Origin of the sequence: Sphingomonas sp., from assembly GCF_042091075.1 — a bacterium.
In the GTDB taxonomy this organism is placed as follows: Bacteria; Pseudomonadota; Alphaproteobacteria; order Sphingomonadales; family Sphingomonadaceae; genus Sphingomonas.
In genome coordinates this window covers 1-23,112 of the sequence record NZ_JBELIE010000036.1, presented here as the reverse complement: position 1 = coordinate 23,112, position 23,112 = coordinate 1, and the positions used below count along the sequence as shown (strand labels likewise).

Here is a 23,112-nt window from a genome sequence, read left to right as displayed (position 1 = left end):
TGGGTCGCGACGGACGGGCAGCGCCGCGGGCTGCGTCCGGCGGCGGCGGCGATCTATCGCCGGATCTACTGGCAGCGGCCCCGTTTCGACACGCTAGCGGCGCGCGCGCCGGCGCTGGCGGCGGAACTGTTCGACACCGGGGTCAATATGGGGCCGGACGTGGCCGCGACGTTCCTGCAGCGCGCGCTTAACGCGCTCAACCGTGGTGCGAGCGATTATCCCGATCTGGCGATCGACGGTCGCGTCGGCACGGCGACGCTCGCCGCGCTGGACCATTTTCTCGCGACGCGCGGTGCGCGGGGCGAGACGGTGCTGGTGAAGGCGGTCGATGCCCTGCAGGGCGAGCGCTATCTGGCGCTGGCGGAACGGCGCCCGGCGAACGAGGCGTTCCTGTACGGCTGGCTCGCCAACCGGCTCGGCTGAGGGGAGGGGCTATGGCAACGCTGATCGACGGGATCGTCGCGCCGGTGGCGGCGCTGATCGACAAGCTGATTCCCGATCCCAAGGCGCGCGAGGCTGCGAAGCTCGAATTGTTGCGGCTGGAGGGGACGCAGGAGCTGGAACGTATCAAGACGCAAATGGCGGCGGTGCTGGCGGAGGCCGGGTCCACCGATCCATGGACCAGTCGCGCACGGCCAAGCTTCCTGTACGTCATGTACGCACTGCTGCTGTGGAGCATCCCGATGGGGTTGATCGCGGCGGCCCAGCCGGAGATGGCGCTGGCGATCGGGCGCGGGATGAACGCCTATCTCAACGGCTTGCCCGAACCGCTCTACGCGCTCTTCGGGACGGGCTATCTGGGGTACACCGTCGCGCGCGAATGGGGGAAGGCGCAGGGGAAATGACCGGGTGTCGCTCCTGCCGGCGCGGGGGCGACATCGGCCAGTGCCCGCTCACCCATGCCGCAGTAATCGCTGCGGGTCGGGCGGCAGACGCATATGCGCGCCATGCGCGGCGTCCAGATATTGCGTGGCCATCTCATAATGGGCGCGGCACACCGCCGGATCCTCGGCATCGGCGGCCAGCTTCAATTCCGCCTCGGCACGAAACTGGAAATACAGGCGGTCCTTGTCGGTTATCATTCTACGCTACTCTACTCTCTCCGTGTGTCGCCTATGTCGCGAATCGGGTGGAAGTTCCATGGCTTGGATCAAGCACAACGCAAGGCAACGGGGGCGGACCGTTCCAGAATGAAGCCATCCGCCGCGCAGGGCTTGCCGGAACGGCGGGCGCTTCCCCATATCGCGCGACATGAGCGGGAATGATCCACACGCCATGCCGGTCTGGCACGGCACCACCATCCTGTCGGTTCGGCGCAGCGGCAAGGTCGTCGTCATCGGCGACGGCCAGGTCTCGATGGGCCAGACCGTGATGAAGCCCAATGCCAAAAAAGTGCGCCGGCTGGGCGCCGAAGGGCAGGTGATCGGCGGGTTCGCCGGTGCCACCGCCGATGCCTTCACCTTGTTCGAGCGGCTGGAGGCCAAGCTGGAACGCCACGGCAACCATCTGATGCGCGCCGCGGTCGAGCTGGCCAAGGACTGGCGCACCGACAAATATCTCCGCAATCTGGAGGCGATGATGATCGTCGCCGATAAGGATGTGACGCTGATCCTGACCGGCAATGGCGACGTGCTGGAGCCGGAGGCGGGGATCGCCGCGATTGGATCAGGCGGCAATTACGCGCTCGCCGCCGCCCGCGCGCTGGTCGATTACGAGCAGGATGCGGAAACCGTCTGCCGCAAGGCAATGGCGATCGCGGCGGAGGTATGCGTCTACACCAACGACCGGCTCACCGTGGAGGTGATGGAGTCGGGCACCTGACCTGCATCGTCACCCCGGCGCGGGCTGGGGCCTTTTCGTTGGGAAGCGCGTGCCTGCGGTGCGAGATCCCGGACTTCGCCGGGATGACGGCCTCTGGCTGGACTCGCGAGCCCCCATCCACCCCATCCGCCGGCCAGGGCATGGAAAGAACATGAACGACAACCTTACCCCCAAAGCGATCGTCGCCGCGCTGGATGCGCATATCATCGGACAGAAGGATGCGAAGCGCGCCGTCGCGGTCGCCTTGCGCAACCGCTGGCGACGGCAGAAGCTGTCGCCTGATTTGCGCGACGAAGTGACGCCGAAGAATATCCTGATGATCGGGCCGACCGGCTGCGGCAAGACCGAGATCAGCCGACGGCTGGCGAAGCTGGCCGACGCGCCGTTCGTGAAGGTGGAGGCGACCAAGTTCACCGAGGTCGGCTACGTCGGCCGCGATGTCGAGCAGATCGCGCGCGATCTGGTTGAGGAGGCGGTGCGGCTGGAACGCGAACGCCGCCGGATCGCGGTGAAGGACAAGGCCGAGGCGGCGGCGATGGACCGCCTGCTCGACGCGCTGGTCGGCAAGGATTCGAGCCAGGCGACCCGCGAAAGCTTCCGCCAGCGCTTCCACGACGGCCATCTGGCGCAGACCGAGATCGAGCTGGAACTGAGCCAAGCGCCGCAGATGCCGTTCGAGCTGCCCGGCGGCGGCTCGATGGGGATGATCAACCTGTCGGAGATGATGGGCAAGGCGTTCGGCGGCGGTCCGAAGCAGCGGCGCAAGCTGCTGGTGCCCGCGGCGTGGGAGAAACTGGTCGAGGAAGAGGCCGACAAACGCCTCGATCAGGACGAGGTCAGCCGCACCGCGCTGGCGGATGCGGAGGCGAACGGAATCGTCTTCCTCGATGAGATCGACAAAATCGCGGTCAGCGACGTGCGTGGCGGCTCGGTCAGTCGGGAAGGCGTGCAACGTGATCTGTTGCCGCTGATCGAGGGCACTACCGTGTCGACCAAATATGGGCCGATGAAGACGGACCACATCCTGTTCATCGCCAGCGGCGCGTTTCACGTCGCCAAGCCGAGCGACCTGCTGCCCGAGCTGCAGGGCCGACTGCCGATCCGCGTCGAGCTGAAGGGCCTGACCGAGGATGATTTCGTCGCGATCCTGTCCGACACCAAGGCGTCGTTGCCCGCGCAATACAAGGCGCTGATCGCGACCGAGGGCGTAGATGTCACCTTCACCGACGACGGTATCCGCGCGATCGCGCGGATCGCCGCCGAGGTAAATGGCGAGATCGAGAATATCGGCGCGCGGCGGTTGCAGACGGTGATGGAAAAGCTGCTGGAAGACATCAGCTTCGACGCAGAGGATCGCCATGGCGAGGCTCTGCTGGTGGACGCGGCCTACGTTGACCAGCAACTCGCCAGCGTCGCGCGCAATGCCGATCTCAGCCGGTTCGTGCTGTAGGCGCGGTGAGGGGGCGAACCGCGCCCCCGCCGCCGGGCCGTCCCCTCACGCCAAGGCGATGATCGCGATCTGGCGGCCATAGTCGGGTTCGCCCCGGTGCGTCGCGCGGCGGTAGCTGAAGAAGCGCGTTGGGTCGGCATAGGTATCTAGCCCGAGCGCTTCGATACGGGTTATGCCCGCCGCGGCGAGGCGGTGCGCGACATATCCCTCCAGGTCGAATTGCGCATGGCCCGCGCGCGCATCGGCGAAGAAGCGTTCGTTGGCGGGATCGTCCGCCTCGAAGCGGCGGCGAAAGCCATCGTCCACCTCGTAGCTGGCGCGCGCGATGCACGGGCCGACCGCCGCGGCGATCCGGTCACGCCGGGCGCCGAGCGCTTCCATCGCCGTGATCGTCGCATCGGTGACGCCGGCAAGCGCCCCCTTCCAGCCGGCATGGGCCGCGCCGATCACGCCTGCCACGCGATCCGCCAGCAGCACCGGCGCGCAATCGGCGGTGATGATGCCGATCGCCAGCCCCGCCCGATCGGTGACCAGCGCGTCGCCGCGCGGCCGTTCCTCCAGCGGGGCGGTGATCGTCACGCAGTCCGCCGAATGGATCTGATACGGGGTCTGCAACACCGCGCCCGGCGCCACCGCCGCCAGCGCGCGAGTGCGGTTGGCGCGCACCGCATCGGCATCGTCCTGTGATCCGAAGCCGACGTTCAGCCCGGCATGCATGCCCGCCGACACGCCGCCGCGGCGCCCGAGGAAACCGTGCGGCACGTCGTTCAGTACCGTGGCGCGAAAGACCTCGGGCGTTTCGGTCACAGGTCCAGCCTCATCACGATATCCTGATCCTCATGATCGCCGACCATGAAGGTATATGGGCCGACTTCGACAAAGCCTTCGCGCGTATAGAACGCGCGGGCGCGGGGGTTGTCGGTAAATACCGAGAGATACAACGCGGTGCAGCCGCGCCCACGTGCTTCCGCGATCGCCTCGCCCAGCATCAGGCGCGCCAGCCCACCGCCATGATAGGCCGGCAGGACGTAGATCTGTCGCAGCTCGATCGCGCCGACAGGTGGGGTGAAGGGCAGCGACGGCGGCCCCAGCTTCATATAGGCGACCGGCCGTCCCTCCGCCTCCGCCAGCCGCACGGCGAAGGCCGGATCCACAATCTCCCCCGCCCAGTTTTCGGTGGTGTGGATCGACAGGAAAGCGGCGAGGTTCTCGGGCGAGTATAGATGCCCGAACGTGTCGGTGAACGTTTGCCGCGCGAGCGCCGCGATCGCGGCGGCATCAGCGATTGTGGCGGGGCGTAATCCGGGAAGCGCGGTCATGCGAAGCCTGCGGGTTCGGGCCAGTCGGCGTGGGTGATCGTGATGACGCGGAAAAGCTCCCCCATGTCGTCGACGAGGCGGGCGCGATCGGCGGCCACACGGGGGCCGAGCGCGGCGGCGCGCTGGTCGATGCCGAGCCTGCGCAGGAAGGCGCCCTGGCCGGTCGGTCCGTAGAGCCGGGCGCCCGATGCCGTCGCGACCAGGCCAAGCGTCGCCATGTCGACATGCGCGGTGACATCCTGTTCGCCCGGCGCGTCGAACGGATTGGCGAAGCCATGGCCGCGCACCGCCTGCAACGTGTCGCCGATCGCAGGCCCTTCGTAGCCATAATCGATCACCAGCGCGGCGCCGCCCTGCGCGACGATCCGCGCGGCGAGATCCGCCATCACCGCGACACTGGCGGGGCTGGTTTCGATCACCGACCCGGCGGGTGCCTCGCGGAGCGCGGGCGGAATGATCGTGTCGGGCACGCCGACCCCCGCGATCGGCAGGAACAGCGTGTCCTGGCACGCGACCAGCCGCTCATGCCACCTATCCGCGCGGCGCACGAGCTGGCGGATCGGCAAGGCATCGAAAAATTCGTTGGCGACGACGATCAGTGGCACGTCAGCGGGCAGCGTCGCGACCGAATCGTGCCATGTCGCGGTCGGCAGGCGTGAGCGCTGCGCGTCTCGCAGCACCGGGCTGGTCTCCACCAGATGCACTGGCGGGGTCAGCCCGGCGCGCGCCATCACCCGTAGCGCATCGGCGGACAGGGTGCCGCGGCCCGGGCCGAGTTCCACCCACGCCACGTCCGCCGGCCGTCCGGCGCGATCCCACAGGTCCGCCGCCCAGGCGCCGATCAGCTCCCCGAACATCTGGCTGATCTCGGGCGCGGTGGTGAAATCCCCCGCGGCGCCGAGCGGGTCGCGCGTCGCGTAATAATGCGCATTGGCGGCGGCCATGAACTGGCTGACCGGGATCGGCCCGCCGAGCGTGATCGCGCGTGCCAGCCGCTCGGCGAGCGCCGGCCCGGCGGGATCGGCCGCCCCATCGGTCACGCGACGCTGTCCAGCCCCACCGTCGGCTCGACGCGGGTACGGCGTCGCGCGGCGGTCGCGGTCAGATAGACGCCGCCCAGGATCATCGGCACGCACAGCCACTGGCCCATGTGCAGCCCGGTGGCGCGCGCGAATTCGACCAGCTGCCGGTCCGGCTCACGGAAGAATTCGACGACGAAGCGCGCCACGCCGTAACCGATCAGGAAGATCCCGGTCAGTTTGCCCGGCTGATAGCGCGCATCGGTCCGCCAGAAGAAGAAGGCGAGGATCACGAACAGCACGATTCCTTCCATCCCCGCCTCGTACAATTGGCTGGGGTGGCGCGCCGGCTCGGCGATGCCATAGGGCACCGTGCCGTCGAAGACGATCGCCCAGGGCACGTCGGCGGGCTTGCCCCACAATTCGCCGTTCACGAAATTGGCGAGCCGCCCGAAGAACAGCCCGAACGGCACCACGCAGGCGACATAGTCGTGGATGCGCAACCAGTGCAGCCCGTGCTTGCGCGCGAACCAGATGATCCCCAGCGACGTGCCGATGACGCCGCCGTGGAACGACATGCCGCCATCCCATAGCCGCAGGACCGACAAGGGCCGCAGCATCATCTCCGGCGCGTAGAAGATCACATAACCCAGCCGCCCGCCGAGGATGATGCCGAGCGTGGCGTAGAAGACGAGATCGTCGGCGTGCCGCCGCGCCATCGGCGCGCCCGGCTCAGCCAGCAGCCTCAGCAGATACCACCAGCCGACGACGATGCCGGCGATATAGGCGAGGCTGTACCAGCGCAGCGTGAATGCGCCGATCGAGAAGACGTCGGGATGCAGCCCGAGATCGGCGAAGCGAATATGGCCGGCAGCGGTGCCCGCGGCGGCGAGAGTCGGCAGGATCAAGGCTTTCCCCTTCTAACCGGCGCCTGCATAATGGGCACAAACGACAAACCCAAGCGGAGAGAGCGATGCGCACCGAACTCGATCAGCGAATGGACGCCGTGATGGCGGCGATGACTGGTGAGGGCGGCCAATTGCCCGTCGCGACGATGGAGCGTTTCGGCCAGACGCTGCCCTATATCGCCGCCGCGCCGCCAACGCTGAACGCTTATTTCGCGCATTTCTGCGCCCAGCATCGCGATGTCGAGTTCCTCGTCGCCGGGGACGAGCGGTTGACCTTCGGGCAGGTGTATGACGCCGCGACGCGCGTCGCGCATGCGCTGGTGGACGGCTATGGCATCGGCAAGGGCGACCGTGTCGGCATCGCCGCGCGCAACTCCCCGTCGTGGATCGTGCTCTACATGGGCATCTTGATGGCCGGGGGCGTGGCGACGCTGCTCAACGGCTGGTGGCAGACGGAGGAGTTTGAAACGGCGATCCGCGACGTCGGGGTTCGCATGGTGTTCGCCGATCCGCCACGTGCGCGGCGGCTTGCCGCGATCGCCGGGCTGAGCGATGTCGCGGTGGAGACGTTCGACGATCTGAAACCGCTGCAAACCGCGCTCGATCCGGTGTTCGCGCGTGCCAAGGGCGGCGCGCTGCCGGACGTGGTGCGCGACGATCACGCGACGATCCTGTTCACCTCGGGCTCGACCGGGCAGAGCAAGGGGGCGCTGTCCACCCACTTTCAGGTGACGCAGGGGATCTTCAACTATCTCGCCTCCGCGCTGATGATGCTCGGCATCTCGGCCCAGGATGGCGTGGTCAGTTCGTTGCAGCCTTCCACGCTGCTGAACGTGCCGCTGTTCCACGTCACCGCCGAGGTGCCGGTCTTCCTGCAAAGCCTGGCGATCGGCCGCAAGCTGGTGCTGATGCCCAAATGGGATGCCGAGGAGGCGATGCGGCTGATCGAGCGCGAGAAGATCACCTATTTCGTCGGCGTCCCGCTGATGAGCTTCGAGATGCTGACGCATCCGAATCGCGCGAAATACGACCTGTCGACCGTGACCGACATCGCCGCCGGTGGCGCGCCGCGTCCGGTCGAGCACGTCAAGCGGATCGACGCCGAAATGGAGGGGGCGCCGCTGATCGGCTACGGCCTGACCGAAACCAACGGCGTCGGCACGGGCAATTGGCGCGGCAATTATCTGGCCAAGCCCAATTCCTCCGGGCGCGCTTCGGCGCCGCTGGTCGATCTCGCCATCCTCGACGATGCCGGCCGCAAGTTGGGCGCGAACGAGCGGGGCGAGGTGTGCATCCGCTCGGTGGCATGTTTTCAGGAATATTGGGGCAAGCCGGAGGCCACCGCCGCCGCCTATACTGCGGACGGCTATTTCCGCACCGGCGACCTCGGCTATCTCGATGACGAGGGCTATCTGTTCATCGTCGACCGCAAGAAGGACATCATCATCCGGGGCGGCGAGAACATCAGCTGCCAGGAGGTGGAGGCCGCCTTGTACGAGCATCCCGAGGTGGCGGAGGCGGCGGTCTTCGGCCTGCCTGATGAACGCTATGGCGAGGTGCCCGGCGCGGTGGTGCATCTCGCGACGCCCGGCGCGGTGGAGGCGGAGGATCTGATCGCCTTCCTGTCGCAGCATATCGCCGCGTTCAAGGTGCCGCACCGGATCTGGATCGCGCGGGAGCCCTTGCCCCGCCTCGGCACCGAGAAGATCGACAAGGTGTCGCTGCGCAAGAGCTATCGCGATCGCGTCGGCGCGGAGGCGGTATAGCGGCGGTATCGCGGCTGGGCGCGTCTCTTTCCTTTCGGTCGCCGTTCACGCTGAACGGCTTTTCCGGCTTTCGCCCGGCGGCGGCGCAAGCTACCCGAGTCGCATGGCAGCGATCTCGCGACGTAACCTCCTCATTTCCGGTGGTATGGGGGTCGGACTGGTGGTCGCCTGGGGGATGTGGCCGCGCGACTACAAGCCGCGGCTGCCGCTCGCGCCGGGCGAGACGATGCTGGGCGCCTATCTGAAGATCGCGCGCGATGGGCAGGTGATCGTCGCGATGCCGCAGGTGGAGCATGGCCAGGGCAGTGCCTCGGTGCTGGCGCAGATCGTGGCAGACGAACTGGGGGCGGACTGGCGCACCGTCGGGATCGAGGCGGCGCCGAACGGCGCCCTTTATGCCAATGTTCCCGCGGCGGCGGCGCTGTTCGGCGATGCCTTCGCGCATGTCCCCGAGCCGCTGCGCGACGAACGCTGGACGCGCGATGCGATGATGCTGACCGCGATGTCGACGTCGGTGCGGCGATTCGAGCAGCCGCTGCGCGAGGCGGGGGCGGCGGCCCGGATATTGTTGTGCAAGGCGGCTGCGCGGCGCTGGGACGCCGACTGGCAGAATTGCGAGACTGCCGATGGATTCGTCGTTATGGGCGACCGGCGGCTGCGCTTCGGCGAGCTGGCGGCGGCGGCGGCGGGCGAGACGCTGCCCGACGAACTGCCGATGCGGCTGGGCGAAGACGGCCGCCTGACGGGGGAAGCGCTGCCACGGCTCGACGTGCCGGCGAAGGTGGATGGTTCGGCCAATTTCGTTGCCGACATACGGTTGCCCGACATGGTCTTCGCCAGCGTGCGGCAGGGGCCGCGCCGGACGTCGCGATTGTTGTCGAGCGACAAGGCGGCGGCGGAGAAGGTGCCGGGCGTCGTCGCGGTGATCGAGCATCCGCGCTGGATCGCCGCGGCGGCGAGCAACTGGTGGGCGGCGAACCGCGCGCTGGCGGCATTGGCCCCGCGCTTCGTTAGCGAGGGTGCGGTACTGGACGATGCCGCGATCGTCCGCGCGCTGGATGCCGCGCTCGACGGTGACGGCTATCGCCTGGCGGGCGCGGGCGACCTGTCCGCCGTGTTTCGCGGCGCGCGGGTGATCGAGGCGGAATATCACGTGCTGCCGGGGCTGCACGCTGCGGTGGAGACGCCCGCCGCGACGGCACAGTGGCAGAACGGGCGGCTGGAGATCTGGGTGGCGACGCAATCGCCCTCGCTTGCCCGCGCCGCGGCGGCTCGCGCGGCGGGCGTCGCCGAGGCGCAGGTGGTGCTCCATCCGCTGCTGATCGGCGGGTCGTTCGGCGCCGCGCTGGAAACAGAGGCGATCGAACAGGTCGTGACGCTGACGCAACGGCTGAAGCGGCCGGTGCAGTTGATGTGGTCGCGCGGCGAGGCGTTGATGCAGGATCGCGTCCGCGCGCCCGCGAAGGCGCGTATGGCCGCCCGGCTGGCGGCGAATGGCGCGATTCTTGGCTGGCAGGCGAAGATCGCGGTCGCCGCGACAGGGCGAGAATTGGCGGAGCGTCTGCTGCCCGGTGATTCCGTGCGGCGCCTTTCCACGGCGCTGCCTGCCGGGCCGGATCGCTATGCCATGTCGGGTGCGGTGCCGCCCTATCGATTCCCGGCGTTCGCGATCGATCACCATCCCGTCGCGCTTGACCTGCCGACGGGGCATTTGCGGGGCGGAGCGGATGGTTACACCGCGTTCTTCACCGAATGTTTCCTCGACGAGCTGGCGCACGTCGCGGGCAGCGAGCCGATGTCCTATCGCGTCGGTATGCTGTCGGGCGACACGCGGCTGGCGCGCTGCCTGACCACCGCATCGGCATTGGGTGGGTGGAGCGGCGGGATCGACGGCAGCGGCCAGGGTATCGCCTGCCATGCGATGGCGGGTAGCGCGATCGCGGTGATGGCGGAGGCGGAGGTCGACGATCGCGGCCGGCCGCGGGTCGGCCGGCTGGTCGCGGCGGTCGATTGCGGGCGTGCGATCAACCCGGACGTTGTGCGGCAGCAGATCGAGGGAGGGCTGATCTTCGGCACCGCGATGGCGACCGGAACCGCCGCTCATTATCGCGAGCAACTGGCGACGGTGCGGATGTACGGCGATGTCGGCCTGCCGATCCTGGCCGACGCGCCGGAGGTGACGGTGGAACTGATCGCCGGGCCGAACGCTACCGCAGCCGACCCCGGCGGGGTCAGCGATCTCGGCGTGCCGGCGGTCGCCCCCGCGATCGCCAACGCGCTGCGCGCCGCGACCGGCGTGCGCCGCCGAACCCTTCCGCTCAGGAGCGACGCATGATCCCCGCCGGCCATCCCGCCATCCCGCGCCCGCGCATCGGCGTGTTGCTGATCAACCTTGGCACCCCCGATGCGCCGGACGCCCGATCGGTGAAGCGCTATCTCGCCGAATTCCTGTCCGACCGCCGGGTCGTGGAGATTCCGGCGATCGCATGGCAGCCGATCCTGCGCGGCATCATCCTGAATACCCGGCCGAAGAAATCGGCGCATGCCTATGGCCAGGTATGGAGCGAGGCGGGATCGCCACTCGCGGCGGTCACCCGCGCGCAGGCCGAGGCGTTGAAGGGCGCGTTCGGCGACGAGGTGCTGGTCGACTGGGCGATGCGATACGGCAATCCGGCGATCGCGGAGCGGCTGCATGCGCTGAAGGAGGCGGGCTGCGAACGGATCCTGCTGGCGCCGCTATATCCGCAATATTGCGCCGCAACGACCGCGACCGCCAATGACAAGGCGTTTCTGGCGCTGGCGGGGATGCGCTGGCAACCGGCGATCCGCACGCTGCCGCCCTATCACGACGACCCTGCCTATATCGGGGCGCTCGCGGCCAATGTGCGTACCGCGCTCGCGGCATTGAGCTTCACCCCCGACGCGGTGATCACCAGTTTCCACGGCATGCCGCAGCGCACGCTGGAACTGGGCGATCCCTATCATTGCCATTGCCGCAAGACCGCGCGCCTGCTGGGCGAGGCGCTGGGAATGGAGTTGACCGTCGCGTTCCAGTCGCGCTTCGGCCGCGCCAAATGGCTGGAACCGGCGACCGACACGACGCTGGAGGCGATGCCCGCGCGCGGCATCCGCAAGGTGGCGGTGGTCGCACCGGGCTTTTCCGCCGACTGCCTGGAAACGTTGGAAGAACTCGCCATTCGCGGGCGGGAGTCGTTCGTCGCCAAGGGGGGCGAGGAATTCGCCTATCTACCTTGTCTCAACGATACGGCGGAGGGTATCGCAATGCTGCGCACGATCCTGTCGCGCGAGCTGGAGGGATGGCAGCCGGCACGCCGGTGATGCCGTCCATCCGAAGGGAGAGGAGTACCGGATGGCACGGGTAGCGATCGTCACGGGCGGCACGCGCGGTATCGGCGAAGCGATCAGCGTCGCGCTGAGCGATATGGGGATGACCGTCGCGGCCAATTATGCCGGCAATGACGAGCGCGCGCGCGATTTCACCCAGCGCACCGGCATCGCCGCATTCAAATGGGACGTCGCCGATCATGCCGCATGCCAGGACGGCGTCGCGCGGGTGACGGAGGAACTTGGGCCGGTCGACGTGTTGGTCAACAATGCCGGCATCACCCGCGACGGTACGATCCTGAAAATGACCTACGACATGTGGCGGGAGGTGATGGACACCAATCTTGGTGGCTGTTTCAACATGGCCAAGGCGGTATTCCCCGGCATGCGGGACCGCAAATGGGGCCGGATCGTCAATATCGGCTCGATCAACGGGCAGGCGGGCCAGTATGGCCAGGTGAATTACGCCGCTGCCAAAAGCGGTATCCACGGCTTCACCAAGGCATTGTCGCAGGAGGGCGCACGCGCCGGGGTGACGGTGAACGCAATCGCGCCGGGCTACATCGATACCGACATGGTCGCGGCGGTGCCCGCCGACGTGCTGGAGAAGATCGTCGCCAAGATCCCGGTCGGCCGGCTCGGCCAGGCGCAGGAAATCGCCCGCGGCGTGGCATTCCTGTGCTCGGAGGACGCCGGCTTCGTGACCGGCTCGACGCTTAGCATCAACGGCGGCCAGCATATGTATTGAGGGACGGCCATCACCCCGTTCAACACCGGGGCGATGATGGCCACATGCAACGAGCCCGGCACCTTTCGGCACCGGGCTCGCGCCCTCGATACGCTACGCGAGGGAACTTAACTATCTGATATCGTTAGCGGCAGAAGCGCGGGTTGTTCGACTTCTCGACCGCGTTGCCCGCGACGGCGCCACCGACACCGCCCAGCACCGTGCCGAGGGTCCGGTCGCCGCGGGTATCGATCGCGCGGCCCAGCAGGCCACCGGCGATCGCGCCGACGATCGTGCCGGTCGTGCCGTTCGAGCAGCGGCGGTTATAATTGTAGCGACGGTCGTCACCACGGCGATCGTAGCTGCGATAGTCGCGCTGATCGTAATAGCCACGATCATAACCACGATAACGCTGTGCGTCGGCGACGCTCGGCGCCACGGCAGCGGTGCCCATCGCGAGCGCGGCACCGGCAAGGGCGAGGTTCTTGAACATTGGTCGTCTCCCGATTGGCGTTGTCCTGCGGCGGGTTGCCCCGTCGATGGGATGCTTTTGGGCGATTCGCGTTGAGTGAAGCCTGAATGCGGTCGTTATCGAAGGTTCAGGCGGCATCGGTGCGCGTGGTTCAGTTGGCGGGGAAACCGGGCTAGGGCGCCTGGGTGCGCTGGCTCCTCGTCACCCTGCTCGTCCTGATGCTGGTTCCTGGCTGGAGCGGGCGACCTCGGTTACCCCTGCTACATGCGAGCGCCAGGGTGACGGCCATCCCGTTCGTGCCCGCCGGCGGATGGCCACGGCGAATCGGGATGCTGGAGCCGGTGGGGGCGCTGAAGCTATCGTCGTCGGATCCGGCCTTCGGCGGCTTCTCCGCGCTGGCGATTCGGCGCGGGCACATGACGTTGCTTAGCGATGGCGGCAATATCGTGCGGCTGCATATCCGTGCCGGGGCGCTGGTGGTCGACGAGGCGGGGAACCTGAGCGACGGTCCGGGCGACGGCTGGGAGAAGAAGACGCGCGATACCGAATCGCTTGCGCTCGATCCCGCGACCGGCACGGCGTGGATCGGATATGAAGCGGTCAATGCGATCTGGCGCTACACGCCGGACTTTTCCCGCGCCACCGCGCATCGCGCCCCGCGCGACATGGCAAAATGGGGCGCCAATACCGGCCCCGAGTCGCTGATACGACTGAACGACGGGCGCTTCCTGACGATTCGGGAGGGGCGGCAGCGCGATCCCACGCCACGGGCGGCGCTGTTATTTCTTGGTGACCCCGCGCTTCCCCACACGCCGGTTCGCGCGCTGCGCTACGCCGCGCCGCCCGGTGCAGCGCCCAGCGACGCCGCCGTTCTGCCCGATGGTGACGTGCTGGTGCTCAACCGCCGGTGGCACTTTCCGCTGCGTTTCGAGGGGATCGTCACACGCATCGCACGTGCTGATATCCGACCCGGCGCGCTGTTGCGCGGGCGGGTCGTGGCGCATCTGTCCGGCGAGCTGGCCGGCGAAAATCCCGAGGGGCTGGCGGTGACGCGGGAGGGCGGCACGACTATCGTGTGGATCGTCACCGACAACGATGGCGCTTTCTATCGCCCGACGATCCTGGCGAAATTCCGGCTGTCGGCAGCGCGCTGAACGCGAAGCGGCCCGCCGTCGCATCGACGGCGGGCCGCGTTTCGCTCGGGCAAAACCGTGCGCGTTACGCCGCGGGAGCGGCGGCGCGCTTCTTCACGACGTCACGCTTGAGGCGGCGCGCCTTCAGCGAGAGCTTCTCGTCGGAGGTCTTGACGAGCCAGTTGTCGAGCCCGCCATTGTGCTCGACCGAGCGCAGGCCATGCGTCGAGACGCGAAGCTTGATCGACCGCTCCAGCGAATCGGAGATCAGCGTCACGTTCTGCAGGTTCGGCAGGAACGTCCGCTTGGTCTTGTTATTGGCGTGGGAAACGTTGTTGCCCACCTGCCGGCCCTTGCCGGTCAGCTCGCAAATGCGCGACATGTGTCAGATCCTGAAGTTCGGAAGCCCGGAAAGTGTGGGCCGTTACCCCCTGGCGACCGGATCGTCAAGTCGCGCAGGGCCGCCGGACGCGCCGCACCCCTGCAACCTTGGCCGCGTGCGGCGCGTTGTTGCGGCATCGAATCGAAGGGAGACAAGAGGATGCGCACGCTGTTGGTCCTGATCGGCATCGCCGCCCTGGTGCTGCTGGCGGCGATGATGCTCGGGTTCGTCCGCTTCGACCAGACGCAGACCGCGCAGCTGCCGCGCCTCGAAGGGGGGCAGGCGCCAAAATTCGACGCGGACGTCGCCAAGGTACGATTGGGGACCGAGAACAGGACGGTCGAGGTGCCGAGCGTCGAGGTCGAGAAGCCAGCCAACGCCAATTGACGCGCGCTGGCACCAGGCGCCGGGACGGGATAGGCGGAAACGATGTTTCCGTTGCCCGAACCGATGCGTCTCGCGCTCGACGCCGCGCGCGACGCCGCCACGCGGGGTGAGGTGCCGGTCGGCGCCGTCATCAGCCGCGCGGGTGTGATCCTGTCGGTTGCGGCGAATGCGCCCCGGCACCTGAACGACCCGACCGCCCATGCGGAAATGCAGGCGATCCGCGCCGCGGCGGCCGCGATCGGCAGCGACCGGCTGGCCGACTGCGATCTGTGGGTCACGCTGGAGCCTTGCGCGATGTGTGCCGGCGCAATCGCGCATGCCCGCATCGCGCGCGTCTATTACGGGGCGAGCGACGAGAAGGGCGGCGCGATCGAACATGGCCCACGCTTCTTCTCACAGCCGACCTGCCACCACCGGCCCGACGTTTATGGCGGGATCGGCGCGATCGAAGCGGGGGCGGTATTACGGGCGTTCTTCGCCACGCGCCGGTGATGATTGGGCGCCCGCCTAGCGGCGGATTAGCCAATCGGTGAGTAAATGGCTGGTCGAACTGGCACCCCGGCCTCGGCCGGGGTGCGGTGGAAGGCCCTAGCGCGGCGGAATATCGTTCTGCGATACCGGCACGATCTTCACCTCGACGCGGCGATTGGCGGCGCGGCCTTCCTCGGTTTCATTCGAGGCGATCGGCTGCGTCTCACCGAAGCCGCGCGTGGCGATCCGCGCCGCCTGAACCCCGTGGCTCGACAGATAATCCGCGACCGACACGGCGCGACGCTCCGACAGGGTCTGGTTATAGCTGTCGCTGCCGGTTGAATCGGTGTGGCCGTACACATCGATATAGGTCTGGTTATAGTCGCGAAGGACGCTCGCCACCTTGTCCAGCGTCGCGCGGAACTGTGGTTCGACGGTCGCTGAATTATAGGCGAAGTTGATGCCCGACGGGATGTTGAGCAGCAGGTCGTCCCCCTGACGCACGACCTGAACGTCGGTGCCGGCGGTACGGGCGCGCATCTCGCGCTCCTGCTTGTCCATGTATGAGCCGACCGCCGCGCCGGCGATCCCGCCGATACCGGCGCCGAGGATCTTCTCCGTACGATCGCTACGGCCGCCGACCAGATCGCCCAGCAGATAGCCGCCCAGCGCACCACCGATGCCGCCGATCGCGGTCTTGGAGATGCGGCGCTCGCCCGTCTCCGGATCGGTGGTGCATGCCGATACGCCGACCAGCGACAATGCCGCGCCCGCTGCCATCAGCTTCGACGAAAACCTCATCTTATGTCCCTTTCACATCTCCTCCCCGGTCAACCGGGGTCGGGCGAATATTGTTCCGCCCCCGGTCTGAACGCAGGATGAGGCGCGCCTGCCGACGCTGAAGATGGGAGGGGCGCGGTGATGCGCTTTTCGGATTGTCGAGCGCGCGCTTTCCGGCCAAGAGATCGGTCGAGCCATGTTACCGCCGTTTCCCTGGGCCGACGTCGTCATCATCCTGTTGCTGGTGGCGTTGAACGGCGTTTTCGCGATGAGCGAGCTGGCGATCGTGTCGGCACGCCGCGCGCGGCTGGAGGCGATGGCCCGCGCGGGCAAGCGCGGCGCGGCGACGGCGATGCAGCTGGCGGCCGATCCGGGGAAGTTCCTGTCGACGGTGCAGATCGGCATCACGCTGATCGGGATCGGCACCGGCGCCTATTCGGGCGCCAGCCTGGGCACGCCGGTCGCGGCGCGGCTGCAGGCATTGGGGATGTCGGCGCATCTTGCCGAGAATGTCGGTTTCGCGATCGTGATCGGCCTGACCACCTATGCCTCGCTGGTGATCGGTGAACTGCTGCCCAAGCAGTTCGCGCTACGCAAGCCAGAGCCGGTCGCCGCATTGGTCGCGGTGCCGATGACCTGGATCGCCATCGGGACCAAGCCGCTGGTGTGGCTGCTCGATTCGACCAGCGCGCTGGCGTTCCGGCTGCTAGGCCTCAATCGCGAGAACGAGGATCAGGTCACCGCTGAGGAACTCCACCTGATCGTGGCGGAGGCGAGCAAATCCGGCGTGATCGAGGAGCATGAGCGCTCGATCATCTCGGGCGTGGTGCGGTTGGCGGACCGACCCGTGCGTGAGGTGATGACGCCGCGCACCGAGATCGAATGGCTCGACGTCGCGCTGGACGACGCTGCGATCCGCGCCAAGCTGCTGGATACGGGGCATAGCCGCCTGCCGGTGGGGCAGGGCTCGATCGACGCGGTGCTGGGGGTGGTGCAGGCGCGGGACGTGGCGATGGCGCTGGCGCGCGGTGAAACGCTCGATCTGGCGCGGCTGATGCGCAAGGCGCCGGTGGTGGTCGATCAGATCGACGCGATGGACGTGATGGACGTGCTGCGCCGCGCCGAGGTGCCGATGGCGCTGATCCACGACGAATATGGCCATTTCGAAGGCATCGTCACGCCCGCCAATCTGCTTGCGGCGATTGCGGGCGAATTCGCGTCGGACGCGGACCCCGACGAAAGCCCCAATGTCGTCGAGCGGGAGGACGGCAGCCTGCTCGTCGCCGGGACGATGGCGGCGGACGCGCTGGCGGAGCGGCTGGGGATCGATCTGCCCGGCGATCGCGATTACGCGACCGTCGCCGGCCTCGCGCTCGCGGTGTTCCGCAAGCTGCCGGCCGAGGGCGAAAGCTTCGAGCAACAGGGCTGGAAGTTCGAGGTGGTCGACCTCGACGGACGGCGGATCGACAAGTTGCTGGTCAGCGTCGCCGCGAAGGCGGGCTAAACCCCGGTCGTTTCGATCCTGTCGGCCAGCCCGGAGGCTGCGCCTGCGCGTCACGATCGGGGCCGGCGGCGGAGCACGCGGGCGGGGCGCTATCCGCCCAACCAAACGCTGCCGGAAAAAAGAAAAGGCGCCCGGGTTTCCCCGGACGCCTCTCCTGTCACAGATGCCGTGATCAGGCGCTGTAGTACATGTCGTATTCGACCGGGCTGGGGGTCATTTCCCAGCGCGCGACTTCGCCGCGCTTGATCTCGATGTACGCTTCGATCTGGTCCTTCGAGAACACGTCGCCCTTCAGCAGGAAGTCGTGGTCGGCGGCCAGGCTGTCGAGCGCCTCGCGGAGCGAACCGCAGACGGTCGGGACCTGAGCGAGCTCTGCCGGCGGCAGGTCGTACAGGTTCTTGTCCATCGCCTCGCCCGGGTGGATCTTGTTCTGGATGCCGTCCATGCCCGCCATCATCAGCGCCGCATAGGCGAGATAGGGGTTGGCCATCGCGTCCGGGAAGCGGACTTCGACGCGCTTCGCCTTGGGGCCGGTGCCGTACGGAATGCGGCACGAGGCCGAGCGGTTGCGCGCCGAATAGGCGAGCAACACCGGTGCTTCGTAACCCGGCACCAGACGCTTGTAGCTGTTGGTGGTCGGGTTGGTGAAGGCGTTGACCGCCTTGGCGTGCTTGATGATGCCGCCGATGAAGTACAGGCACATTTCCGACAGGCCGGCATAGCCTTCGCCCGCGAACAGCGGGGTCTTGCCGCTCCAGATCGAGAAGTGGGTGTGCATGCCCGAGCCGTTATCTTCCTTGATCGGCTTGGGCATGAAGGTGGCCGACTTGCCATAGGCATGCGCGACCTGATGCACGACGTACTTGTAGATCTGCATGCGGTCGGCGGTCTGCGTCAGCGTGCCGAAGGTGAGGCCCAGCTCGTGCTGCGCGGCTGCGACTTCGTGGTGATGCTTGTCGCAGGGCAGGCCCATTTCGAGCATCGTCGAGACCATCTCGCCGCGGATGTCGACCGCCGAGTCGACCGGCGCGACGGGGAAATAGCCGCCCTTGGCGCGCGGACGGTGGCCGAGGTTGCCGCCTTCATACTCGCGGCCGGTGTTGGTCGGCAGCTCGATATCGTCGATCTTGAAGTACGACTCGGCGTAGTTCGTGTCGAACTGCACGTTGTCGAACATGAAGAATTCGGCTTCCGGGCCGACGTATACGGTGTCGCCGACGCCCGTGGTCTTCAGATACGCCTCGGCGCGCTTGGCGGTCGAGCGCGGATCGCGGGCGTAGAGTTCGCCGGTCGAGGGTTCGACGACGTCGCAGAACACGATCAGCATCGGGGTGGCCGAGAACGGATCGGTGTAGATCGCGTCGAGATCGGGCTTCAGGACCATGTCCGACTCGTTGATCGCCTTCCAGCCCTCGATCGAGGAGCCGTCGAACATCAGGCCGTCGGTGAATTCATCTTCGCCCATCACGCTGGCGACCATGGTGAGGTGCTGCCACTTGCCCTTGGGGTCGGTGAAGCGCAGATCGACCCACTCGATCTCCTCGTCCTTGATCTTGTTCAGGATGTCGTTGGCGGTCGCCATGGAAAGCCCTTTGCTCTGGTAATGACCCGGCCGGGACCGGAAGGATGTTGCGTCGCGGGCGTGCCAATCACACAGATTGTTGCGCCGCGTCAAATGACGAAGATGTCAGACGGTGACTAGATCGCAGCCTCGTCGCGCTCGCCGGTGCGGATGCGCAACGCGGTTTCGACCGGGATGACGAAGATCTTGCCGTCGCCGATCCGGCCCGTCTGCGCGGCGGCGGCGATCGCCTCCACCACGCGCTCAGCGAGGCCGTCCTCGACCACCACTTCGAGCTTCACCTTCGGCAGGAAGTCGACGACATATTCGGCGCCGCGATACAATTCGGTATGGCCCTTTTGCCGCCCGAATCCCTTCGCTTCGGTGACGGTGATGCCGCTGACACCGATTTCGTGCAGCGCTTCCTTCACCTCGTCCAGCTTGAACGGTTTGATGATGGCTTCGATTTTTTTCACGCGCGTGACGCCCCACCCCAGGTAAGTTCGGACAACCAAGCGATCGTCTCGACCGGCGGCCCCCGAACGGAGCCTTGCACCGAACGTGCCAGCCGCGCCGTGCGAGGGCAAGGTGCCGACTCGCACGGATGCGCATGTTAACTTCTGCCTAAGGATTGGGCAGGTGTTGCGCGCGTTCCGGTTTTGGGGGCAGGACGCGCTTCCCGCCCAGTTCGCCGACAAGTGCCGGAGCTGTGGCTCGCACGTGCTGCGGGCGACAGGCCTGGATCCATGCCCGCGCGGGAGAACGACGGTTCGGGCGTCGTCCGCGCGGGCATGGCGGCGTCAGCGTGCTCCGGTCTTCATCGACGCCGTTTCCGCCGGTGTCGCGGCGGCGGTGGGCTTCCCGGCGGCGTTCGCGTTGCCCAGATTGGCGCGTGCCCAGCGCGCCTCGTCGATGATATAGTGGCGAACGGCCTGCGCCTGTTCCGGGGTCATCACCTTGGCGAAGCTGACCATGCCCTGATCCTTGAGCGCGCCGTCGATCAGGATCGACTTCCACGTCTCCGCATCTGCCAGCACCGGCGAGTTCTGCAGGTTCGGCAGCACGCCGCCACCGGCGGCGTTGGCGCCGTGGCACACCTGGCAATAGCGCCCGAACAGCAGCTTGCCCTGCGCCACCTGTTGCGGCGCGACCGTCTCGGTTGGCAGCGGCACCGGTGCGGCGGGGGTCGCGCCGGGGGCGGGGGGCAGCGCCGCCTTTCCGTCCAGCGCGAAGACCAGCAGCCGGGGCCGATTGGGGACGTCGCGGGCCTTGCCGATCGCATAGCCGATCGACAGCGGCAGCGCGCCGCCGCGCCCGGCCAGCACCGCGACATATTGCTTGCCGCCCACCATATAGGTCGCCGCGCCGGCCATGATCCCGGTGCCGGCCGGGAAGGAGAACAATTGCTTGCCGCTGTCGGCGGCATAGGCGCGGAATTCGCCCAGCGCAGTCCCCTGGAAGACGAGATTCCCTGCCGTCGCCATCGTGCCGCCGTTCCAGGGCGTGGGATAGTCGACCTTCCATCGCGGCTTGTTGGCGACCGGGTCCCACGCCACCAGCGATCCGGTCGCGCCCGCGGTCGCGCCCTTCACCGCCGCCGCGTCGCGCGGGTACATCGCATTGCCGAGATCCTGCCCGACGTTGAAGCCGATCGGCTGACGCTGGTCCAGCGGCGAGGATGGATTGAGATAGGCCGCGCCCACCGACTGCGCCGGAATATAGGCGAGCCGGGTCTGCGGGGAAAAGGCCATCGGTTGCCAGTTATGCGCCGCTAGCGCTGACGGCACCGTCAGGAACGGCTTGCCGGTGCGATAGTAACGCGCCGCTGGATTTTCGTTCGGCCGGCCGGTCTTCAGGTCGTAGCCGCTCGCCCAATTGACACCGGGGACGAACTGGCTGGCATTCACCAATCGTCCGTTGGTGCGATCGATGACGTAGAAGAAGCCGTTCTTGGGCGCCTGCATCAATACCTTGCGCTGCTGCCCGCCGATCGGCAGCGTCGCCAGCGTGATCGGCTGGGTCGCGGTGAAATCCCACGTTTCGGCCGGCGTCTCCTGATAATGCCAGATATATTCGCCCGTCTCGGGTTTGAGCGCGACGATCGAGGACAGGAACAGATTGTCACCCTGCCCCTCGCTGCGCAGCCCGTGATTCCATGGGCTGCCGTTGCCGACGCCGAGGTACAGCTGGTTCAGTTCCGCATCATAGACGATCGAATCCCACACCGTGCCGCCGCCGCCGGACTGCTTCCACTGGCCGTTCTTCGACCAGGTCGGCGAGACTTTCGCCATCGCCGCGTCGGAGGCGGCGCCATCCTTCGCCCCCGTCGGGTTGGGGACGGTATAGAAGCGCCATTTCTGCGCGCCCGACGTCGCGTCATAGGCGGTGACGTACCCGCGCACGCCGAACTCGGCGCCGCCGTTGCCGATGATGACCATGTCCTTCACGACCCGCGGCGCGCCGGTGATCGTATAGGGCCGGCTGTTGTCGGTCGTCTGGACCGACCAATTGGGCGTGCCCGTCTCCGCATTCAGCGCGATCAGCCGCCCGTCGAGCGTGCCGAGGAACAATTGACCCTTCCACGCCGCGACCCCGCGATTGACGACGTCGCAGCATGCCTGGACGGCCTTCTGCTTGTCGACGCCCGGATCATATTCCCACAATTTCCGGCCACTGACCGCGTCGAACGCGAAAAGCTTCGACCATGGCCCGGTGACGAACAATTTGCCGTCGATCACGATCGGCGTGGCTTCCTGGCCGCGCGCGTCGGGCATGTCGGCGAACCAGGCCAGCCCCATTCGACCGACATTGCCCGCGTTGATCTGCGTCAGCGGGGAGAAGCGCTGCTCCTGATAATTGAAGCCGGTCATCGCCCAGTCGTGGCCGTCACCCCCGCTGGTCAGTAGCGCGGCATCCACCTTGCCGACCCCGTCGCGCGCGGTTTGCGCGCCCGTCTGGGCACGCTCGCTGCCGCAGCCCCACAGCATCGCCGCCGCCAGCAGCGGCGTCATCACGTGCCTGCGCATATCCTCTCCTATCCGCGCCCGGTCCCCCCGGAACTTACGCAAGAGAGTGACTTAGATCGCACCGGTTGAAAAGGGGGCGCGACGGGCCGTGGCGGCCAATCGATACGATGGGTGCAGAAAAAAGAGGTTCGTTAAGGAGACCCGTGTACATGCCCCGGGCATGACGACATTCGATGCACGTTGGTGGGGGGCGGCGATCCTGCCGCTGTTGTTGACGGGGTGTGGCGGTGGCGGTGATTCCACCTCCACCGGCAGCGCCGTGGTGGTCGCGCCGACGCCGACCCCGGCTCCCTCACCGACCGCGACTCCGGCGAGCGCGACCCCCAGCCCGACGCCGAGCGCGACCGCCAGCCCAGCCGCCGTTTCGTCCTTTCCCGCCGCACCCGCCGCGCCGGCCAGTTGGTCCGCGGGCATCGCGGCGCTGTACACCAGCCCGCCCGACGTGCCGAATTGCCAGCCGGGCACGTTGGCGGCCAGCGTCAAGGCGGACGTGCTGATGCGGCTGAACGCGCTACGCGCGCTGCATCGCCTGCCGGCGGTCACCTATTCGGACGCGGACGAAAACCAGGCGACGCAGGCGGCGCTGATGATGGCGGCGAACGGGCAATTGTCGCACACCCCGCCGACGACCTGGGCCTGCTACACCGCCACCGGATCGAGCGGCGCTGGCAGCAGCAATCTCTACGGCGGGCTGATCTCCCCCTATCTCGCTTTCTATAGCGAGGACATGTATCTCGCCGGCTGGATGACCGAGACGGCGAATATCGTCGCGAACAGCGTCGGCCATCGTCGCTGGATCCTGAACCCGTTCCTCGGCAAGATCTCTTACGGTCGTGTCGCGCAATTGCTGTCGGACGGTCGCCGTACCGACGCGGCGGCGATGAAGATGTTCGGCTTTACCGGTGGGGTGGCGGTGCCCGGCAACCTGCCGCCATTCGTCGCCTATCCCTATGGCGACTATCCCGCGCGCTATTTCGATCCGGCGGCGCTGCTGTCTTTCTCGGTGGTCGCGGATACCACGCAGCGCGGCGGGGCGAATGC

The 23,112-nt window shown here is 67.4% G+C and carries 24 protein-coding genes; 13 read left to right on the top strand and 11 right to left on the bottom strand.

The window, feature by feature from the left end:
• Both ACFDSW_RS05625 and ACFDSW_RS05620 read left to right on the top strand, forming a co-directional pair.
• A partial coding sequence (locus tag ACFDSW_RS05625) for a putative peptidoglycan-binding domain-containing protein (RefSeq protein ID WP_375249297.1) occupies positions 1-423 on the top strand: 423 nt, incomplete at its 5' end.
• An 11-nt stretch (positions 424-434) separates the two neighbouring features.
• Positions 435-845, top strand: coding sequence for a holin family protein (locus tag ACFDSW_RS05620; protein WP_375249296.1), 411 nt, complete (start codon positions 435-437; stop codon positions 843-845).
• 48 nt (positions 846-893) lie between these two features.
• Here the strand turns inward: ACFDSW_RS05620 and ACFDSW_RS05615 are convergent, their stop codons facing one another.
• Positions 894-1,082, bottom strand: a complete 189-nt coding sequence (locus ACFDSW_RS05615; RefSeq protein WP_375249295.1) for a hypothetical protein — start codon at positions 1,080-1,082, stop codon at positions 894-896.
• Between the two features lie 193 nt (positions 1,083-1,275).
• Between ACFDSW_RS05615 and hslV the strand changes: the two genes are divergently transcribed.
• Together hslV and hslU are read left to right on the top strand one after the other, a co-directional pair.
• Positions 1,276-1,821, top strand: coding sequence for an ATP-dependent protease subunit HslV (gene hslV / locus ACFDSW_RS05610; protein WP_375249298.1), 546 nt, complete (start codon positions 1,276-1,278; stop codon positions 1,819-1,821).
• A gap of 151 nt (positions 1,822-1,972) precedes the next feature.
• Positions 1,973-3,271 carry an ATP-dependent protease ATPase subunit HslU gene (gene hslU, locus ACFDSW_RS05605; RefSeq protein ID WP_375249294.1) on the top strand — a complete coding sequence of 433 codons (1,299 nt, stop codon included), beginning with the start codon at positions 1,973-1,975 and terminating at the stop codon, positions 3,269-3,271.
• Between the two features lie 45 nt (positions 3,272-3,316).
• Here the strand turns inward: hslU and pgeF are convergent, their stop codons facing one another.
• Genes pgeF through lgt form a run of 4 tightly spaced genes read right to left on the bottom strand, consistent with a single transcriptional unit; the run spans position 3,317 to position 6,517 of the window.
• A complete protein-coding gene (gene pgeF, locus ACFDSW_RS05600; protein ID WP_375249293.1) occupies positions 3,317-4,078 on the bottom strand; it encodes a peptidoglycan editing factor PgeF in 762 nt (253 codons plus the stop codon).
• Entirely contained in the window at positions 4,075-4,590 is a 516-nt protein-coding gene (locus ACFDSW_RS05595; protein WP_375249292.1) for a GNAT family N-acetyltransferase, read from the bottom strand. Before ACFDSW_RS05595 ends, pgeF begins: the two co-directional genes overlap by 4 nt.
• On the bottom strand, positions 4,587-5,630 hold the full coding sequence (locus tag ACFDSW_RS05590; protein WP_375249291.1) for a class I SAM-dependent methyltransferase: 1,044 nt from the start codon (positions 5,628-5,630) through the stop codon (positions 4,587-4,589). The genes ACFDSW_RS05595 and ACFDSW_RS05590 overlap by 4 nt, the downstream gene beginning before the upstream one ends.
• Positions 5,627-6,517 (bottom strand): prolipoprotein diacylglyceryl transferase, encoded by an 891-nt coding sequence (lgt, locus tag ACFDSW_RS05585; protein ID WP_375249290.1) that lies wholly within the window; start codon positions 6,515-6,517, stop codon positions 5,627-5,629. The genes ACFDSW_RS05590 and lgt overlap by 4 nt, the downstream gene beginning before the upstream one ends.
• Before the next feature lie 65 nt (positions 6,518-6,582).
• Here lgt and ACFDSW_RS05580 point away from each other — a divergent pair, with 65 nt between their 5' ends.
• The 4 genes from ACFDSW_RS05580 to phbB all read left to right on the top strand — a co-directional run bounded on the left by ACFDSW_RS05580 (position 6,583) and on the right by phbB (position 12,376).
• Entirely contained in the window at positions 6,583-8,283 is a 1,701-nt protein-coding gene (locus ACFDSW_RS05580; protein ID WP_375249289.1) for a class I adenylate-forming enzyme family protein, read from the top strand.
• A gap of 103 nt (positions 8,284-8,386) precedes the next feature.
• Positions 8,387-10,618, top strand: coding sequence for a molybdopterin cofactor-binding domain-containing protein (locus tag ACFDSW_RS05575; RefSeq protein WP_375249288.1), 2,232 nt, complete (start codon positions 8,387-8,389; stop codon positions 10,616-10,618).
• Complete coding sequence (hemH, locus tag ACFDSW_RS05570; RefSeq protein ID WP_375249287.1) at positions 10,615-11,622, top strand: ferrochelatase; 1,008 nt, start codon at positions 10,615-10,617, stop codon at positions 11,620-11,622. Before ACFDSW_RS05575 ends, hemH begins: the two co-directional genes overlap by 4 nt.
• Positions 11,623-11,653: 31 nt before the next feature.
• Positions 11,654-12,376 carry an acetoacetyl-CoA reductase gene (gene phbB / locus ACFDSW_RS05565; RefSeq protein ID WP_375249286.1) on the top strand — a complete coding sequence of 241 codons (723 nt, stop codon included), beginning with the start codon at positions 11,654-11,656 and terminating at the stop codon, positions 12,374-12,376.
• A 124-nt stretch (positions 12,377-12,500) separates the two neighbouring features.
• On the opposite strand, the gene ACFDSW_RS05560 is transcribed toward phbB, so the two are convergent.
• Positions 12,501-12,848, bottom strand: a complete 348-nt coding sequence (locus ACFDSW_RS05560) for a glycine zipper 2TM domain-containing protein (RefSeq protein WP_375249285.1) — start codon at positions 12,846-12,848, stop codon at positions 12,501-12,503.
• A gap of 257 nt (positions 12,849-13,105) precedes the next feature.
• Between ACFDSW_RS05560 and ACFDSW_RS05555 the strand changes: the two genes are divergently transcribed.
• The gene (locus ACFDSW_RS05555) at positions 13,106-13,981 is read left to right on the top strand and encodes an esterase-like activity of phytase family protein (RefSeq protein WP_375249284.1); all 876 of its coding nucleotides are present in this window, start codon (positions 13,106-13,108) and stop codon (positions 13,979-13,981) included.
• A gap of 64 nt (positions 13,982-14,045) precedes the next feature.
• Here the strand turns inward: ACFDSW_RS05555 and rpmB are convergent, their stop codons facing one another.
• Positions 14,046-14,342 (bottom strand): 50S ribosomal protein L28, encoded by a 297-nt coding sequence (gene rpmB / locus ACFDSW_RS05550; RefSeq protein WP_375249283.1) that lies wholly within the window; start codon positions 14,340-14,342, stop codon positions 14,046-14,048.
• 159 nt (positions 14,343-14,501) lie between these two features.
• On the opposite strand from rpmB, the gene ACFDSW_RS05545 reads away from it, so the two are divergent.
• Positions 14,502-14,729: a hypothetical protein gene (locus ACFDSW_RS05545; RefSeq protein WP_375249282.1), complete on the top strand. Its 228-nt coding sequence runs from the start codon at positions 14,502-14,504 to the stop codon at positions 14,727-14,729.
• Positions 14,730-14,771: 42 nt separating this feature from the next.
• A complete protein-coding gene (locus ACFDSW_RS05540; RefSeq protein WP_375249281.1) occupies positions 14,772-15,221 on the top strand; it encodes a nucleoside deaminase in 450 nt (149 codons plus the stop codon).
• Positions 15,222-15,317: 96 nt separating this feature from the next.
• Here ACFDSW_RS05540 and ACFDSW_RS05535 read toward each other — a convergent pair whose 3' ends face one another.
• Positions 15,318-16,001 carry an OmpA family protein gene (locus ACFDSW_RS05535; protein ID WP_375249280.1) on the bottom strand — a complete coding sequence of 228 codons (684 nt, stop codon included), beginning with the start codon at positions 15,999-16,001 and terminating at the stop codon, positions 15,318-15,320.
• Between the two features lie 175 nt (positions 16,002-16,176).
• Between ACFDSW_RS05535 and ACFDSW_RS05530 the strand changes: the two genes are divergently transcribed.
• Complete coding sequence (locus ACFDSW_RS05530) at positions 16,177-17,484, top strand: hemolysin family protein (RefSeq protein WP_375249279.1); 1,308 nt, start codon at positions 16,177-16,179, stop codon at positions 17,482-17,484.
• Positions 17,485-17,656: 172 nt separating this feature from the next.
• Here ACFDSW_RS05530 and glnA read toward each other — a convergent pair whose 3' ends face one another.
• The 3 genes from glnA to ACFDSW_RS05515 form a co-directional block, all read right to left on the bottom strand.
• The gene (gene glnA / locus ACFDSW_RS05525; protein WP_017977639.1) at positions 17,657-19,066 is read right to left on the bottom strand and encodes a type I glutamate--ammonia ligase; all 1,410 of its coding nucleotides are present in this window, start codon (positions 19,064-19,066) and stop codon (positions 17,657-17,659) included.
• Positions 19,067-19,182: 116 nt separating this feature from the next.
• Complete coding sequence (locus ACFDSW_RS05520) at positions 19,183-19,521, bottom strand: P-II family nitrogen regulator (protein ID WP_375249278.1); 339 nt, start codon at positions 19,519-19,521, stop codon at positions 19,183-19,185.
• A 324-nt stretch (positions 19,522-19,845) separates the two neighbouring features.
• Entirely contained in the window at positions 19,846-22,071 is a 2,226-nt protein-coding gene (locus tag ACFDSW_RS05515) for a PQQ-dependent dehydrogenase, methanol/ethanol family (RefSeq protein ID WP_375249277.1), read from the bottom strand.
• A 160-nt stretch (positions 22,072-22,231) separates the two neighbouring features.
• Between ACFDSW_RS05515 and ACFDSW_RS05510 the strand changes: the two genes are divergently transcribed.
• A partial coding sequence (locus ACFDSW_RS05510) for a CAP domain-containing protein (protein ID WP_375249276.1) occupies positions 22,232-23,112 on the top strand: 881 nt, incomplete at its 3' end.

Excerpts from the sequence above, each read along its gene's own strand:
- ACFDSW_RS05615 (WP_375249295.1), bottom strand. The coding sequence starts at position 1,082 with ATGATAACCGACAAGGACCGCCTGTATTTCCAGTTTCGTGCCGAGGCG.
- rpmB (WP_375249283.1), bottom strand. The coding sequence starts at position 14,342 with ATGTCGCGCATTTGCGAGCTGACCGGCAAGGGCCGGCAGGTGGGCAAC.
- ACFDSW_RS05620 (WP_375249296.1), top strand. The coding sequence starts at position 435 with ATGGCAACGCTGATCGACGGGATCGTCGCGCCGGTGGCGGCGCTGATC.
- ACFDSW_RS05545 (WP_375249282.1), top strand. The coding sequence starts at position 14,502 with ATGCGCACGCTGTTGGTCCTGATCGGCATCGCCGCCCTGGTGCTGCTG.
- ACFDSW_RS05595 (WP_375249292.1), bottom strand. The coding sequence starts at position 4,590 with ATGACCGCGCTTCCCGGATTACGCCCCGCCACAATCGCTGATGCCGCC.
- phbB (WP_375249286.1), top strand. The coding sequence starts at position 11,654 with ATGGCACGGGTAGCGATCGTCACGGGCGGCACGCGCGGTATCGGCGAA.
- hslU (WP_375249294.1), top strand. The coding sequence starts at position 1,973 with ATGAACGACAACCTTACCCCCAAAGCGATCGTCGCCGCGCTGGATGCG.
- ACFDSW_RS05560 (WP_375249285.1), bottom strand. The coding sequence starts at position 12,848 with ATGTTCAAGAACCTCGCCCTTGCCGGTGCCGCGCTCGCGATGGGCACC.
- ACFDSW_RS05575 (WP_375249288.1), top strand. The coding sequence starts at position 8,387 with ATGGCAGCGATCTCGCGACGTAACCTCCTCATTTCCGGTGGTATGGGG.
- ACFDSW_RS05530 (WP_375249279.1), top strand. The coding sequence starts at position 16,177 with ATGTTACCGCCGTTTCCCTGGGCCGACGTCGTCATCATCCTGTTGCTG.
- hemH (WP_375249287.1), top strand. The coding sequence starts at position 10,615 with ATGATCCCCGCCGGCCATCCCGCCATCCCGCGCCCGCGCATCGGCGTG.
- hslV (WP_375249298.1), top strand. The coding sequence starts at position 1,276 with ATGCCGGTCTGGCACGGCACCACCATCCTGTCGGTTCGGCGCAGCGGC.
- ACFDSW_RS05580 (WP_375249289.1), top strand. The coding sequence starts at position 6,583 with ATGCGCACCGAACTCGATCAGCGAATGGACGCCGTGATGGCGGCGATG.
- ACFDSW_RS05535 (WP_375249280.1), bottom strand. The coding sequence starts at position 16,001 with ATGAGGTTTTCGTCGAAGCTGATGGCAGCGGGCGCGGCATTGTCGCTG.
- ACFDSW_RS05540 (WP_375249281.1), top strand. The coding sequence starts at position 14,772 with ATGTTTCCGTTGCCCGAACCGATGCGTCTCGCGCTCGACGCCGCGCGC.
- ACFDSW_RS05515 (WP_375249277.1), bottom strand. The coding sequence starts at position 22,071 with ATGCGCAGGCACGTGATGACGCCGCTGCTGGCGGCGGCGATGCTGTGG.
- glnA (WP_017977639.1), bottom strand. The coding sequence starts at position 19,066 with ATGGCGACCGCCAACGACATCCTGAACAAGATCAAGGACGAGGAGATC.